This window comes from Pseudoalteromonas sp. 1181_04 (assembly GCF_052850545.1).
Map to the genome: position 1 here is coordinate 70539 of NZ_VXCS01000012.1, position 13584 is coordinate 84122.

General features: G+C 39.5%; 11 protein-coding genes and 1 CRISPR repeat array. Of the genes, 1 reads left to right on the forward strand and 10 read right to left on the reverse strand.

Annotated features, from left to right (window positions below; all coding sequences use genetic code 11):
- Positions 1–90: 90 nt before the first annotated feature.
- Positions 91–978, reverse strand: coding sequence for a cation diffusion facilitator family transporter (locus FW757_RS11505; RefSeq protein WP_182717799.1), 888 nt, complete (start codon positions 976–978; stop codon positions 91–93).
- A gap of 218 nt (positions 979–1196) precedes the next feature.
- Between FW757_RS11505 and FW757_RS11510 the strand changes: the two genes are divergently transcribed.
- Positions 1197–2639: a sensor domain-containing diguanylate cyclase gene (locus FW757_RS11510; protein WP_182831445.1), complete on the forward strand. Its 1443-nt coding sequence runs from the start codon at positions 1197–1199 to the stop codon at positions 2637–2639.
- Positions 2640–2888: 249 nt separating this feature from the next.
- A CRISPR array of direct repeats spans positions 2889–4565; the repeat unit is 29 nt; unit sequence CGGTTCAGCCCCGTGAGTACGGGGAACAC.
- 82 nt (positions 4566–4647) lie between these two features.
- Here FW757_RS11510 and cas2e read toward each other — a convergent pair.
- From cas2e to FW757_RS11555, 9 genes are all read right to left on the reverse strand, one after another.
- Positions 4648–4950, reverse strand: coding sequence for a type I-E CRISPR-associated endoribonuclease Cas2e (cas2e, locus tag FW757_RS11515; RefSeq protein WP_145234109.1), 303 nt, complete (start codon positions 4948–4950; stop codon positions 4648–4650).
- 9 nt (positions 4951–4959) lie between these two features.
- The gene (gene cas1e / locus FW757_RS11520) at positions 4960–5880 is read right to left on the reverse strand and encodes a type I-E CRISPR-associated endonuclease Cas1e (RefSeq protein WP_145234111.1); all 921 of its coding nucleotides are present in this window, start codon (positions 5878–5880) and stop codon (positions 4960–4962) included.
- Positions 5881–5882: 2 nt separating this feature from the next.
- Positions 5883–7358, reverse strand: coding sequence for a type I-E CRISPR-associated protein Cse1/CasA (locus tag FW757_RS11525; protein WP_446441231.1), 1476 nt, complete (start codon positions 7356–7358; stop codon positions 5883–5885).
- Positions 7345–7992, reverse strand: a complete 648-nt coding sequence (gene cas5e, locus FW757_RS11530) for a type I-E CRISPR-associated protein Cas5/CasD (protein ID WP_145234116.1) — start codon at positions 7990–7992, stop codon at positions 7345–7347. Before cas5e ends, FW757_RS11525 begins: the two co-directional genes overlap by 14 nt.
- A gap of 26 nt (positions 7993–8018) precedes the next feature.
- A complete protein-coding gene (cas7e, locus tag FW757_RS11535; RefSeq protein WP_145234118.1) occupies positions 8019–9044 on the reverse strand; it encodes a type I-E CRISPR-associated protein Cas7/Cse4/CasC in 1026 nt (341 codons plus the stop codon).
- 47 nt (positions 9045–9091) lie between these two features.
- Entirely contained in the window at positions 9092–9508 is a 417-nt protein-coding gene (locus FW757_RS11540; RefSeq protein WP_145234120.1) for a type I-E CRISPR-associated protein Cse2/CasB, read from the reverse strand.
- A gap of 13 nt (positions 9509–9521) precedes the next feature.
- Entirely contained in the window at positions 9522–10067 is a 546-nt protein-coding gene (gene cas6e / locus FW757_RS11545; RefSeq protein WP_145234122.1) for a type I-E CRISPR-associated protein Cas6/Cse3/CasE, read from the reverse strand.
- A 27-nt stretch (positions 10068–10094) separates the two neighbouring features.
- Positions 10095–12503 (reverse strand): CRISPR-associated helicase/endonuclease Cas3, encoded by a 2409-nt coding sequence (cas3, locus tag FW757_RS11550; protein ID WP_446441232.1) that lies wholly within the window; start codon positions 12501–12503, stop codon positions 10095–10097.
- Positions 12504–12634: 131 nt separating this feature from the next.
- Positions 12635–13498: a WYL domain-containing protein gene (locus tag FW757_RS11555; RefSeq protein ID WP_182794545.1), complete on the reverse strand. Its 864-nt coding sequence runs from the start codon at positions 13496–13498 to the stop codon at positions 12635–12637.
- Positions 13499–13584 lie beyond the last annotated feature (86 nt).

Consider the following 13584-nt stretch of genomic DNA (forward strand, 5'->3'; position numbering starts at 1 on the left):
TGAAAAAACGGCAATGGATTGTTCCGTATAAAATAGGCTATATCTAAAAGTAAAATAAAAAACGCATTTTGCCAAGTTAACTAGTTGTATTTAATGCTGACAACCATGACTTTCGATTTGTAATACGCTGTTGCCAACATTAAATTGCCTTGCTAGCAATTGCTCAACTTTAAGTCGGCATGCTTCATCATGTTTTTCTATAGTGCAATGTTGTTTAAGTACCACATGCGCCCCTACAACTAACTCCTTGTCACGGCGCATAACCGTAACATTGTGCACATTTTCTACATGCTCAACTTGTCCTATGGCACTTTCAATATCGGCCACATCGGGTAGTTTTGCTTTATTTAAACGCAGACCTTTAACGCATCCAACAATCACTTTTACACCTGTAAACAAAACAAATAACGCAATCAGCATGCTCGATAAAATATCAATAATGCTCCAACCAGTTAGATAAATAAGTATACCGGCGATAAACGTAGAGACAGTTGAAATCAAATCAAAAAATGAATGTAAAAATACCGCATAAACATTAAAGCTAGCCTTTCTACCTTTATATAATACCCATGCTGCAGCACCGTGAAATAAAAATCCAGTGGCGGCAATAACCGACATTAAATAGCTATTGACGACGGGGCCTTGCCCTTCATGGTGATGTACAAAGCGCTCGCCGCCTTCGTATAAAATCACCAGGCTGATCGCCAAATATAAACAACCGTTGATCAAACCACCGGTCAACTCTGCTTTTTGATAACCATCGTTGTAGTTTTTAGCTAAATGAATCGCTAAGCTCGATGCGATCAAAGCAATAAATAAAGAACTATTATGAACAAATAAATGCCCAGCATCGGCTAATACGGCAAGAGAGTTTGCATAATAGGCACCAATAACTTGAATAACCATAAATGAGCTAGTGATTGCTAATGCAATTAATAATCTACGTCGTGATGCTTGGTGAGTTGTAATGTCGGTCATGAAAAGCGGTTTTACCTGTGCTTAAGTGTGCTAAGAGTCATCATTCTAAAAAACGTTTAAAAGAGTAATGATATACAGTATCAATTGTAGTACTTCCATAAGCCAAACGCACTAAAAACTTAATATCGAGTTAATTTATATATAAAACGGCTAATTAAAATACCATTTTCTTAAAATTGAATGTAAGCTTAATATGTTAATAAGAAGTTGGAAATCCAGTGAGACAGTATTCTGTAGACGAAATTTGGCAATCTTTACAAGCGTTGCCACTTGCAATTGTGCTGTTTGATCAACAAACAGATACGCTGCACGCCAACGCATCAAGTCAGCAGTTACTTAAATTAATGCCAGCAATAAGTCCAGTGGAAAAAGCATTTCAACACTTATCAATTAAACACACAGAAAACCACACGATTGTTGATTATCAGACCTTTTTAACTCCCCAAAATAACACCGAACACATCTATAACATTGCCACAAAACACACACTCCTGCGTGTTACAGTCACCTATAGTTTAATTGGCCCACAGTTAATAATGCTGGCGCTTGAACCGCACACATCGTTTACTGTACACGCTGATTTTGACGAAGTAATAGCAAAAATATCAACACAACTTATTGATATACAAATAGACAACCTCGATCAACAGATCGAAAGCGCTTTAAAAACCATAGGTACATTTTGTGATGCTGATCGTAGCTATTTATTCCAATTTAGTGAAAACGGCAAAGCCATGAGCAATACTCATGAATGGGTTAATACGCAGGTCAAGCCTTTTAAAGAAAAGCTGCAAGATATTCAACAAGATTTATTACCGTATTTTTTTAGTACCATGAACGAAAAGCACGTTTTTAAGGTATCTGATGTAGACTTGTTACCCCCAGCCGCTGCTGCTGAAAAAGCTGAATTTGAATCAGAGGGGATCAAGTCTGTTTTATGTATTGGGCTGCGCTCTGAAAACGCCTTATTTGGTTTTATTGGCTGTGATTGTGTAACACATATACGCCACTGGACCGACACCGACCTTATGCGGATCAAACTGGTAGGTGAAATTATTGCCAATGCACTGAAAAACGTTCTGTATAAACAACGCTTAGAGCAAGCTCAACAGCAATTACTTTTAGCCAACCAAGAACTGCAATCACAAGCAAATCTCGACAGCCTGACAAATATCGCCAATCGCCGCTGTTTTGATCAAACCTTACTCAGTGAAATTCAACGCGCAACACGCTCACATCAACCATTGAGTTTAATCATTTGTGATATCGATTATTTTAAACTTTATAACGACAATCATGGCCACCAGCAAGGCGATGAGGCACTCAAACAAGTTGCCCAAACCTTGCATCGCTTATGTAAGCGACAAGGTGATTTAGCAGCTCGCTACGGCGGAGAAGAATTTGCAATTGTGTTACCCAGCATTGATAAACCCCACTGCTTAAAATTTGCCAGATTACTGCAACAGCAAATAAGCCAACTAAATATCCTGCACCCAAATTCAAACGTAGCCGACCACCTCACCCTCAGCATCGGATGTTACAGCTGTAAACCAGATAAATACACCACCGCCGATATGATGATCCTCGCCGCCGACAGCGCACTTTACGTGGCAAAAAAAACAGGCCGCAATCAAATTCAAGTCTTTGATGAAGAGCATTAGAGCCATGTATTCGTAGCAGCGAGTTTACCTCGCGACAAATCAAAGTATTACATGTTGCTTAACCCCTCCCTTTATAAATTCAACAATACTCCAAATGTCCTGTACTGTAGGCCGTGCTTTAGCGCGAAATGTCACCCGCAACGCAAAATGATCACTTCAGCAAGTGAAATCTTAGCCAGTTAAATTCACCAATTCAGCCCGTGAGTACGGGGAACACGGGCTCTGGCAAGTTAGCGTTAAACTCGTTTACGGTTCAGCCCCGTGGGTACGGGGAACACCAAGGGCTAGAGCTTGGGCAACAAGCGCAGGGCGGTTCAGCCCCGTGGGTACGGGGAACACAAAGAAGCGGGCGGCACAAGTAAGCACGATGACGGTTCAGCCCCGTGAGTACGGGGAACACGTTCGGTTCCATGTTAAATCGAGCGAATCCTTCGGTTCAGCCCCGTGAGTACGGGGAACACAATACTGTGCTGTGTTTAACATAATTTAATACCGGTTCAGCCCCGTGAGTACGGGGAACACGTTAATCGCATATTAAACGAAAAGCAACTAAGGCGGTTCAGCCCCGTGAGTACGGGGAACACTAAGTCAGCAACTAAATCAGAGTATGATTTAACGGTTCAGCCCCGTGAGTACGGGGAACACATAGGCGGTGATAGGATCAAGCCCCTCAACGTCGGTTCAGCCCCGTGAGTACGGGGAACACATATTTCAAGATGCTCAAACCGATTCAGCTAGCGGTTCAGCCCCGTGAGTACGGGGAACACAAGTCATTAACAACCGCTGATTTTTCTTTATTCGGTTCAGCCCCGTGAGTACGGGGAACACTTCTCACCACCGCTTGTGATGTCGGTTTCCATCGGTTCAGCCCCGTGAGTACGGGGAACACATTTGTTTGATGTTTTTACTCGTACATGCTCACGGTTCAGCCCCGTGAGTACGGGGAACACCGTTACCTAAAGAAATTACCAAAACAAAACCCCGGTTCAGCCCCGTGAGTACGGGGAACACGCCTCCTGTTATCTCATTACCACCTATGATAACGGTTCAGCCCCGTGAGTACGGGGAACACTCTATAATCATGATTATGTACATAAGTGGGTACGGTTCAGCCCCGTGAGTACGGGGAACACCAATTTCTATTAACGTTTCATATGCTCACTCACGGTTCAGCCCCGTGAGTACGGGGAACACGATATTAGTATTCCTAAAGCAAATGCTATTTACGGTTCAGCCCCGTGAGTACGGGGAACACCAATTTGCCTTGGAGGGATATGAATTTGCCTGCGGTTCAGCCCCGTGAGTACGGGGAACACAACAGCGATAGATTAGCAAAATAGATAATAATCGGTTCAGCCCCGTGAGTACGGGGAACACTTTTGGCCTAATCATTACTTTCGGTTTTTTGTCGGTTCAGCCCCGTGAGTACGGGGAACACTTATAAGAACAACACCTACATTAACAATTTTACGGTTCAGCCCCGTGAGTACGGGGAACACCAGCACATAACAACGGTACTTTAGAAGGATTACGGTTCAGCCCCGTGAGTACGGGGAACACTTAATAAACCGCGCGCAGTCTGATTTAAACGACGGTTCAGCCCCGTGAGTACGGGGAACACCATAGTACGATTTTTCCTAGTGCGCCTGTTAACGGTTCAGCCCCGTGAGTACGGGGAACACTTTTGCCCGGCTTTACCTTTGCGGTTTTCACGCGGTTCAGCCCCGTGAGTACGGGGAACACTGATTTTGATTACAATCCAAAAGAAGATCTAACGGTTCAGCCCCGTGAGTACGGGGAACACGAGCAATATCAATGCGAGATAAGTAGCTAATACGGTTCAGCCCCGTGAGTACGGGGAACACCGTATTTGGTCTACTAGAGCCAAGTGGTAAAACGGTTCAGCCCCGTGAGTACGGGGAACACTCTAATAGTATATGCTTGTTTTTTATAAATAAAAACAGCTAGTTCAAATCTACCAAATTTTTAAAGAGCGTAACAGTTATTTTTAGCTTAATGTTTCGTTGTTTACTGGTGTAAACTTGACCAGCCTTAATCCTTCTAAATCTATAGGCATCCGTGCATTTTTACCATAAGTAATAAAATCAAAACCCGATTCAGTATTTGTAGCCCACGCCATAACCACATTTCCTTGTTCTGCCAACTCAGAGACTTGAAACCAAATCATTTCTCTAATCTTTCGACCTACATCACCAACGTATACACCTGCGCGAATTTCTAGTAACCATACAGCTAATCGCCCTCTTAATCTGGGTGGTACAGCTTCAGTTACAACAACACACATACTCATAATCCACTCCTAATTAGTGCGATGCCCGTCATCGCCAATAGATTCAGGCTCTGGTAGTGCTGGCGGTTGGGCATCTTCATATGGTTTAGGTGGCGTGATCTCACCAGCGCTTAATACCTCTTCGATTAAAGGAATTAACCGCTGTAAGGTTCTATCTTTTCTAAATGCTTCTCTGCACGCTATTCGTACCTCTCGATCTGGCTGTTTTGGTCTTTTACTTGCTACTTTAAAGGCTGCGGGTACAACCGTATCAAATTTAATAATATCAGCAATATCATATACAAATGACAGCGGTTTACCGGAATGTAAAAAGCCAATTGCAGGGGCATAACCTGCGGCTAAAATAGCAGCCTCAGTTACACCATATAAACATGATGTGGCGGCACTAATACATTGGTTGATAATATCACCAGCTTGCCAATCTTTTGCATCGTAACGGCGTCCTTTCCATTCGACATTATATTGTTTAGCTAGTAATGCGTAAGTTTTACGAACACGCGCCCCTTCGATTCCTCGGAGTTGATCAACACTACGTCGCTCTGGCGCGACTTCACCAAAACGCAATTCAAACATTTTTCGCACTACTTTTAGACGTAAAGTTTCATCAAGCGCTAGCTTTGCTTGATATAGTAATTTATCTGATCTTGCACCTCCAGGCTGCCCTACGGAATAGAGCCTGACCCCAGCTTGACCGACCCAGATCAGCAATGTGCCTGTCGTGGCTGCAAGCTTTACCGCAGCATGGCTTATACGTGTGCCGGGTTCGAGTAAAATACACACCACTGAGCCAACGGGTATATGCATTCGCTCACCATTGACTTCGTCAATCACAACAAATGCACCATCACGAACATCAATGCGCCCCATCGCTACAAAAATCATCGAATTACGATCTTTAATTGGTATGGGTTTAAGCTGGAGAAAAGCCATTGTTAACTATCTGCTTTATATAAAATGAACTCACCTTTTACTAATGCTTTAAATAAAGGCAAGTCGTGTTGGTACTTACGTTGTACTGATTTAAAAATCGATTTAGCTTCTTTGTTTAACGCTTCAATAGCCTCTTTTCTTAACTGTGTAGCTTCTTTTCGATTAACATCTAATAAGATCTGCTGAACAATTTGCTGCGCATTCGATGTAAATTTTTGTATTGCCTGGTTTTTAATACCTCCAACAAAGTTTTTATCGTAACCCACACCGAATATTTTATTGAACGCTAATGAGAGTTTTTCCTTTTGAGTTAAACCTGCATTGATAACTAACGATATTCTTGAATTGTTTTTAGATAATGATGATGGCATTGAATATAAATCATAGACTCGCCCAGCGATCGAGCCTTGATCGGCAATATTTCCACCTACAAGGAGACTTAAACACAAATCTACACCCAATTTATTTTGAAATTGGTTGATAATGAATGCTGGTTTAACTGATGTTTTATCTGTTTCTTTACCGATAACATATGATGTTAATTCTTGCCATGACTGCCAATATTGATCTCGTGCGCAAACGGCATATATACCATCTTCTTTTACATTTCTTGGTGTATAAGGGTGTAACCACCAGCCAGCACCATTATCACGACCTTTTTTGGTGGAGCCATACGATCCACTATACTTAACGCGCTGAAAAGTAGTTACACTCTGATCTGCTGTGTTGCCACATATATCACAAGTACATGGAGTATCAATTACTGGAAAATCAATATGATAAGCAAGTGCAAATAAACCACGTTCTAAACCAATTTTGGGTGCAGAATAAATGTCTGATATCGGCGGAATATCCCACATAAAACGACTTTCGGCATCATCATCTGGTTGGGCTTGCTCATTAAAGTAATCAATACAAACAGTATTTAATAAAATTGTCGACTTTAAATTTTCACCAGAAATAAGAGTGCTTATAGAACCACCACCACGAATACCTGTAGCACCTGTTGGCCCAAAACACTCACCTTTAATATTCATGTGTAAATTATAATTTAAAACATGTGTACAGTCGGTGCAGCAAATACTCACTTCGCTAGACTCTGAAAATAACCCTAGGGCATTTGCTGAACCGCCACATTCAATGCCAGAGACTAATTTGGTAATAGGCCCATCGGCTATTTTTGCTTTACTAGGAAAAGCTGAACGCATAAAACGCTCACCTTCAAACCACTGGCTATCGACTTTTTCAAGTAGTGCATCATATTGTCCAGGGCTTAATCCATTTGCTAAATAATCATTCAAATCTGATATTGTTGGCTTTAACACTACTGTTGAAAGTGATGACAACATTTGCAACATAGCCAACTGTGTTTCATCAAAAAAATACTGTAACTGATAGTCTTTATTTGAGGTCAAAATATCTTTTAATGACACTTTGCCATCAGTCGTTGAAATAAAGGGATCTTTAAGTAAGTTCACTAGCCAACTCCTGTTCAGGTTTAATCATTTCACCACTGACATACACCATTCGCATCGCGTACTTTCTAGATGCAAGTGTTAACTTATCCCTTACTTGTATTCGAGCTACTTGGTTTTCACCTTCAATATCACTAAAAATTTGACCTTTATTCGCCAATTTTTTTAATGCGATTGCTGGGTTACTTTCATCCATTACACGATCAAATAACGGTCTAGTTAATGGGCAACATTTCCGTCCCTGAAATAAGGTGAATTTAGGCGCTTTAACGGCCGCTTCTAATTTACTAATTAGTTCACATTCAGCACTAATAGCAAAGGTGTGCTCGCTGTCACACCAATATTCACGGTATGTGGGTTTTGTGCCTTTTTGAATTTTACCGTCAGGGCTACGGAAATTTTGCACTGTATGATAATCCATCATTTTTTCACCTGCTTGATTTACTTGCACCGCTGTCGTAATTTGTTCTGACAGCTCATAAAGTGCTTGTTGCTCTTTACGGGTAATACCTAGTGCCGCAGCCAATAACCCCACAATGGCTGAACGGGTAGGAAAATGATTTGCTCGCCTATGGACATCAAAGGTTTGCAAGCCATAAGCTGATAAACCTTCAGTTTTTAGAATTAACGTTTTCATAAACAACTCCCATGTTGTGAAACTAATTAAAACGTTAACTCACTAATTTTACTGACTAAGGTTATTTTTTCACTCAATGCTGTTTGAGTTAAATCGAATGCTTTGGCTTGTGATTGTAATTCGTAGCCATCAACTAACATTTCGTAATGAGATACTAAGGCTTTTATTGATTCTTCCATGACTTCACCGGTATTTTTGATCGGCTTCCTAAATGCATTTGCTAATGACAGAGGTTGATTTGAACTTGTACATAAAACGAAATCAGCTTTATTGTGTGCTGCAAATGTTTTCTGTTTAGCTGATGGTGAGACTTGAGCAAAGCAATTTACTATTGTATTTACAATGTGTTTAGTTTCGCTGACCGTTTTTTTGGTATTTTTTGCTAAAAGCTCCACATCTATTGAAGCATAACGATAAAACACGCCAGAGCTAAATTCATGGGTGCCAATATGACCAGAGCCTTGTTCAGCCAAATCATCACACGCTGTAAACCAATCAACTTCAATATCTGCGCTATGAGTTGTTAAGCTATGTGCTACGCTCATTGCTGCTTCAACATTACGTTCAGGGCAACTTGCGTCCATTCTTCCCGATAGTGCAACATCTATAGTGGGTATTTGAACGATTTTCTTTAAATCTTTTAATTCAGTTCCTGCTTGAACCATATTAATAGCTTCTCTGATCGCTCCAATAGAGTAAGGTTGTACCGCATCAAAAAAACGGAGTTTTTCTTTTGTTTCTTTGTTCGTTTCAGTTTTTACTTTTGAGCCCATATTTTCTAAAACGTCTTCAATTAATTTAGCTTCAAATTCAGGCAATTCTTTAATACACAAAGCGAATAAATCATCAAACTTGTTCGTTCTAATTGATAGTTCTTCAACATTTTCTTTGTATAGATCACTTTGGCGAATTGCTCTTTTTAAACACTGACTTGATATGCGACTTCTGATTGTTCCACCGAATACGGCAGTTTTTTGTAAGCCCGAATCATCACGGTTCATCATTGATGATGGATGAGAAATTAACGCATGGATATTAATAAAAGTTGTCATTTGAATGTCCTTTTTAAAATTTTTTAAATACTTAAATTTGAATAAGATTAATCTTGTTCTGCTAAAATAAATTCTTTTAAAAGTTGGCGGCGGGAGTTTTCACCCCAAAATTGTGCTAACTTCCCTAAGCTTTCTAATTGCACTTGTTTACAACGCACTAATTGACGTTTTAAATACTCAATTGCATTGTCACCGCTGCGGGTTATTTGAATAATTTGTGACTCTTTTACGCCTGCTTTTAAAAGAGCAAGAGCTACAGATTGCGCTTCACTTTCTTGAGAAACATCAATTGATGTCATCAAAAATAAAATACGTTGTGTTTGCGTAGTATCTTTAGCACCAGAAAACCTCAAAACTCTAAAGTAAGCAGGGCAATTTGCTAGCTTGCTTAGATTGCATCTTTTCAGCTCCGCTTGGTCACCTTTGCTTAAACTACTGTAAGCGTTATAAATACGTTGATACATAAATTCCCCTAAGTTAACTTGCTTTCGCTAAAGATAATAAACCGGCACCAGCATGTTTTTGTCGGCCAATACCCATAACCAGCGCCTGATAAATTTGATCAGCATTAGTAATTTGTAAAACCCCTTCAAAACAAACAAAGCGATTATTAAAGCTCTTTTTGTTTTTCACTAAAAAACTATCAAGTGCTGTAACGGTGACATTTGCCCCAGAGAGTTTTCGATGCAGCCAAGCGATTTGTTCGTTCTCATTTTTTATTTCAATCACTTTCTTACCTTGGCTAATACATTTAGTAGGATAAGCAACTAATTTAAATTTATAGAACTCTTCATTTTCCACCGTTGGATTAAATGGTTTACTTTGTAAAACGTTAGATTCTTCGCTACTGACCGGCTCTGTGGCCGATTGCAGCAACACCGTCACTTCACCCGTTGCCATTGTATTTTCTACTCGAAATAAATGATCTCGCCGACGTTCAGGGGTATTGGGAAACAAACTCCAAATAGCCTGATGCTGTTCATAACTGTCGGTCGCTTTTAGTGCAACTATGGATATGTACATACCTTCTCCCTAGAATATTTAATCTTATTATTCATTCTTTAGAGGCAAAAATACCCCTAATTCACTGTAATTAATGTCATGATTAACAATCGCTTTTACACAATATAAATCAGGATCCTGTTTGCCTTTTGCATGTTTTTTTGCAATTGCTACAGTACTTAACTCTCTGTCTTGTTGCTCTTGATAATCACCGCCATGCCATAATTCACCTTGTTCGTTAAGCAATACAACGGTTGCGGTCATTTCACCTTCACGGGTTAATAAAGCGCAGCGTGGGTCAACATCATTTAATGGTTTTGAATCGAGAACGCTATACATTTTGGCGGTATAAGCAGAACCATCTTGTTCTTGTTGATAACTTTCAAATAAGGAGAGTAACTCTTCTGGTTCTTCCGTATATGCTTGTTCATTGTGAACATACTCGATAGCGTCACGGTAACAATCTGGAAAAGTAAGCTTAGAGTTTTTATTCAGGTATTGATTTGTACGATATAAAACGCGGATATTACGGTAAACAAAACCACTACCTTGATAATGCGTTTTCCAACTAGATATTGGTTGATCTGGGAGTAAGGTAATAAAAGTAGGTTGTTTTATACGTGTACTGCGAGGGCTTAACTCTGTATTTATACGGTCGTGACGCCATAGTCTGCCCATACGCTGCATTAAAAATTCAATGGGGGCTATTTGACTCACCAAAAGATCAAAATCTAAATCAAGGGATTGTTCTACCACTTGCGTCGCAACTAAAATACGGCCTTGACGGCCAGCATGTTTACCATAAATATCTAAAATTTGCTTTTCTATTCTGGCTCTATCTGAAAAGGTATAACGGGCATGTAATAAATCTATTTCTAATGGTTCATCTTCGGTATTAATTTGAGATTTTAACTGTTGATATAAATTTTGTGCATCATGCACGGTATTACAAATAACACCGATAACTGCACCATTTTTTGCGTGTTCAATTAAGCTTTGTTGTTGTTCTGCAGTTGGCAATAAGTCATTGGACAGCCAATTTTCTAAATAAACTTTTTTTCGTGCTATGGGTTGTTTCAAATCAATTTCTTGGGTTTTTCCATCCATACCAACATGAGTGACCAGTGGATACTCAATACTGCTGACTTTACCTGAGTACGGCTTAACCAATTTAGTTTTTAATGACAAAGGCAAAGTTGCAGAAAGTAATATGACACTAGAATACGCTTGATGTTGCCCTTGTAACACACGTTCTATTAAAGCGTACATATAAGCATCGAAACTATGGATTTCATCTAAAATAAGGACCGACTTTCTAGTACCAAATGAACGGATAAACTGGTGCTTAATACCCAACACCCCCATTAATATTTGATCAACGGTTGCAACTGACAAAGAACCTAAAAAAGCTCTTTTGCTTGATTGATGTAAAAATCCATTTTCATCTGGTATTAAGTATTTAGATTTACTATGCGCCAATGTAAGTGTGCTATCTGGAAATAACTTACTAGCAGCTTCACCTATGCGTTCAAATAAACCATTAGCGGTTGCTTGAGTGGGTAAACCAAAAACAATTCCATCTGCTAAATTTTTCTCTATCAACATAGATGCATAAGCTAATGCAAATTCTGTTTTTCCTGAGCCAGTATCAGATTCAGCAATAGTTAAACCTGTTTCTAATGGCATATCATTCAATAGGGTTTGTATACCGCGAGGTTGGTATGATGAGAATAAATATTCAAAACCTGCACCATTTAACTTATTTAATACACCCGCTTCAATTAACGCTTGTTTAGCTCGTGGTAAAGTGCACTGATAATATTCATTTAAATCCTCAACTTTAGTTTTAAAACTAGTGATTGAAGAACCAATCCAATCGGCAACACTGCATAAACCAGCTAACATTGGAATATCGCCGATATCTGGAATTTCTGTTAAACCTGTCCAAGCCAAACAAAATTCAATCCATTCTTTTCGTGCAACTTTATCTAACTCAACTAATTCTTCATCAGCGTCAGGTTCAGCTAAATTACGGTCAATCGATGTATCACAATAACCATGATGACCGGCTACAGCTTTCATTGCCTCGTTATGGCCGTAAGACTTCATAAAGTGAAGATAACCATGCGAGCCATGTGCGTATTTTTCAGGCTCAACCTCAAACTCTTCGCCTTGTAACTGAACTCTTATTTCTTCTACATAGTTTTGAAATCGAGCATCAAATTTTCCCAAATCATGCAGTAGAACATAAAACAATATTATTGCTTTAGCATCTGATTCCAGGCAGTTAATTTGTATAGCAATTTGCTTTAGCAAAGTGCGAGATTCAGTTAACCAAATGTCAGCAACCGCTGCCACATCCAAACAATGATAAGGTAATAAATGATAATCAGCGCCACTTTGTAACGGATCTTTTTTCGCTTTTCCCCAATATTTAAAATAACTTGGTATCGACATCACTCTATTCCTTAACGGGTTTTATCAAACCCTACGCTTACTAGGTTAATTCAACAACACTGTACATTTATCACCTGTCGCTTAGTTGTACATATTCTTTTATTCGTTATTTTATAGTCAGTTGATTTAAATCAACGAGGTAAATAAGGCTGTAACTGGGCTAAGCATTCAGGACTTAATATGATTTGTTGCGCTTCAGGATTAACGTGATAACTAACAACACCTAATTGTTTTAAAAGGTAAAGTAATAAAGCTGCTCGTATTTTTAGAGTGCGCTGATATCGGCCATTGGGCTGCAATTGCATTTGGTGATCGAGCGCAATAATACGCGCTTTGTTTTGGGCTAAACGCGGATCAGGTTCTATTATTACGTTGAGGTGAGTTTGCCATAATGTGTCGTGTTTTTGGTCAAATTGGGCGGCGCCTTCAAATTCATATTCGCCACTAAAACGGGTTAATACAAAATCTCGAAAGTCTTGGTTTTTTTCACAGTAGGCTCGAACATGCCAACGAGTACCATCAAACACTAAATTATGTGGGCTGATAATTCTTGATTCGAATTCTGGGCTAGCAATGGATGCATAACCAACATCAACACGTAACTTTTGTTTCAGCGCTTGTAAAACGCCTCTTACTTTATCTGGTTGTATGGGTGCAAGTGGTGAGTTTAGCCATGTAAGATACTTACTTTGATCTTGCATACTCGCTTGTGTGGTTTTTAAGTAATTGGTTAGATCCAGCTGCTTAAACTTGGGTATAAAATTATCGCTTGCTTGATACCCTTTTAGCGAGTTGTTGTAAATTAAACTGTGTGGGTTGAGCGCTAAATAATCTTGAATTAGCTGGGATGCATTAGAGCGGCTTATACCAAAATGTTGCTGTAAATGATTGGTTGTCAGGCGTCCTTCCCATTGAATAATGAGCTCTATAAAATGAAACCGTTGTTGGATATTGTAGTTAAGTGGCTGGCTATTTTGATCGGTTGTTTCAACCATGCGTTCCCTGCACTATTATTTTTTATTGTTATTCCAAGTTATCAGAAAAACCATTGATTACAAGCTGAATTCCTTTTCTGCTTGAA

What these genes read in the sequence shown, in the direction of transcription:
- FW757_RS11505 (WP_182717799.1), bottom strand. Translation starts at nt 978, where the DNA reads ATGACCGACATTACAACTCACCAAGCATCACGACGTAGATTATTAATT.
- cas2e (WP_145234109.1), bottom strand. Translation starts at nt 4,950, where the DNA reads ATGAGTATGTGTGTTGTTGTAACTGAAGCTGTACCACCCAGATTAAGA.
- cas1e (WP_145234111.1), bottom strand. Translation starts at nt 5,880, where the DNA reads ATGGCTTTTCTCCAGCTTAAACCCATACCAATTAAAGATCGTAATTCG.
- cas5e (WP_145234116.1), bottom strand. Translation starts at nt 7,992, where the DNA reads ATGAAAACGTTAATTCTAAAAACTGAAGGTTTATCAGCTTATGGCTTG.
- cas7e (WP_145234118.1), bottom strand. Translation starts at nt 9,044, where the DNA reads ATGACAACTTTTATTAATATCCATGCGTTAATTTCTCATCCATCATCA.
- FW757_RS11540 (WP_145234120.1), bottom strand. Translation starts at nt 9,508, where the DNA reads ATGTATCAACGTATTTATAACGCTTACAGTAGTTTAAGCAAAGGTGAC.
- cas6e (WP_145234122.1), bottom strand. Translation starts at nt 10,067, where the DNA reads ATGTACATATCCATAGTTGCACTAAAAGCGACCGACAGTTATGAACAG.
- cas3 (WP_446441232.1), bottom strand. Translation starts at nt 12,503, where the DNA reads ATGTCGATACCAAGTTATTTTAAATATTGGGGAAAAGCGAAAAAAGAT.
- FW757_RS11555 (WP_182794545.1), bottom strand. Translation starts at nt 13,498, where the DNA reads ATGGTTGAAACAACCGATCAAAATAGCCAGCCACTTAACTACAATATC.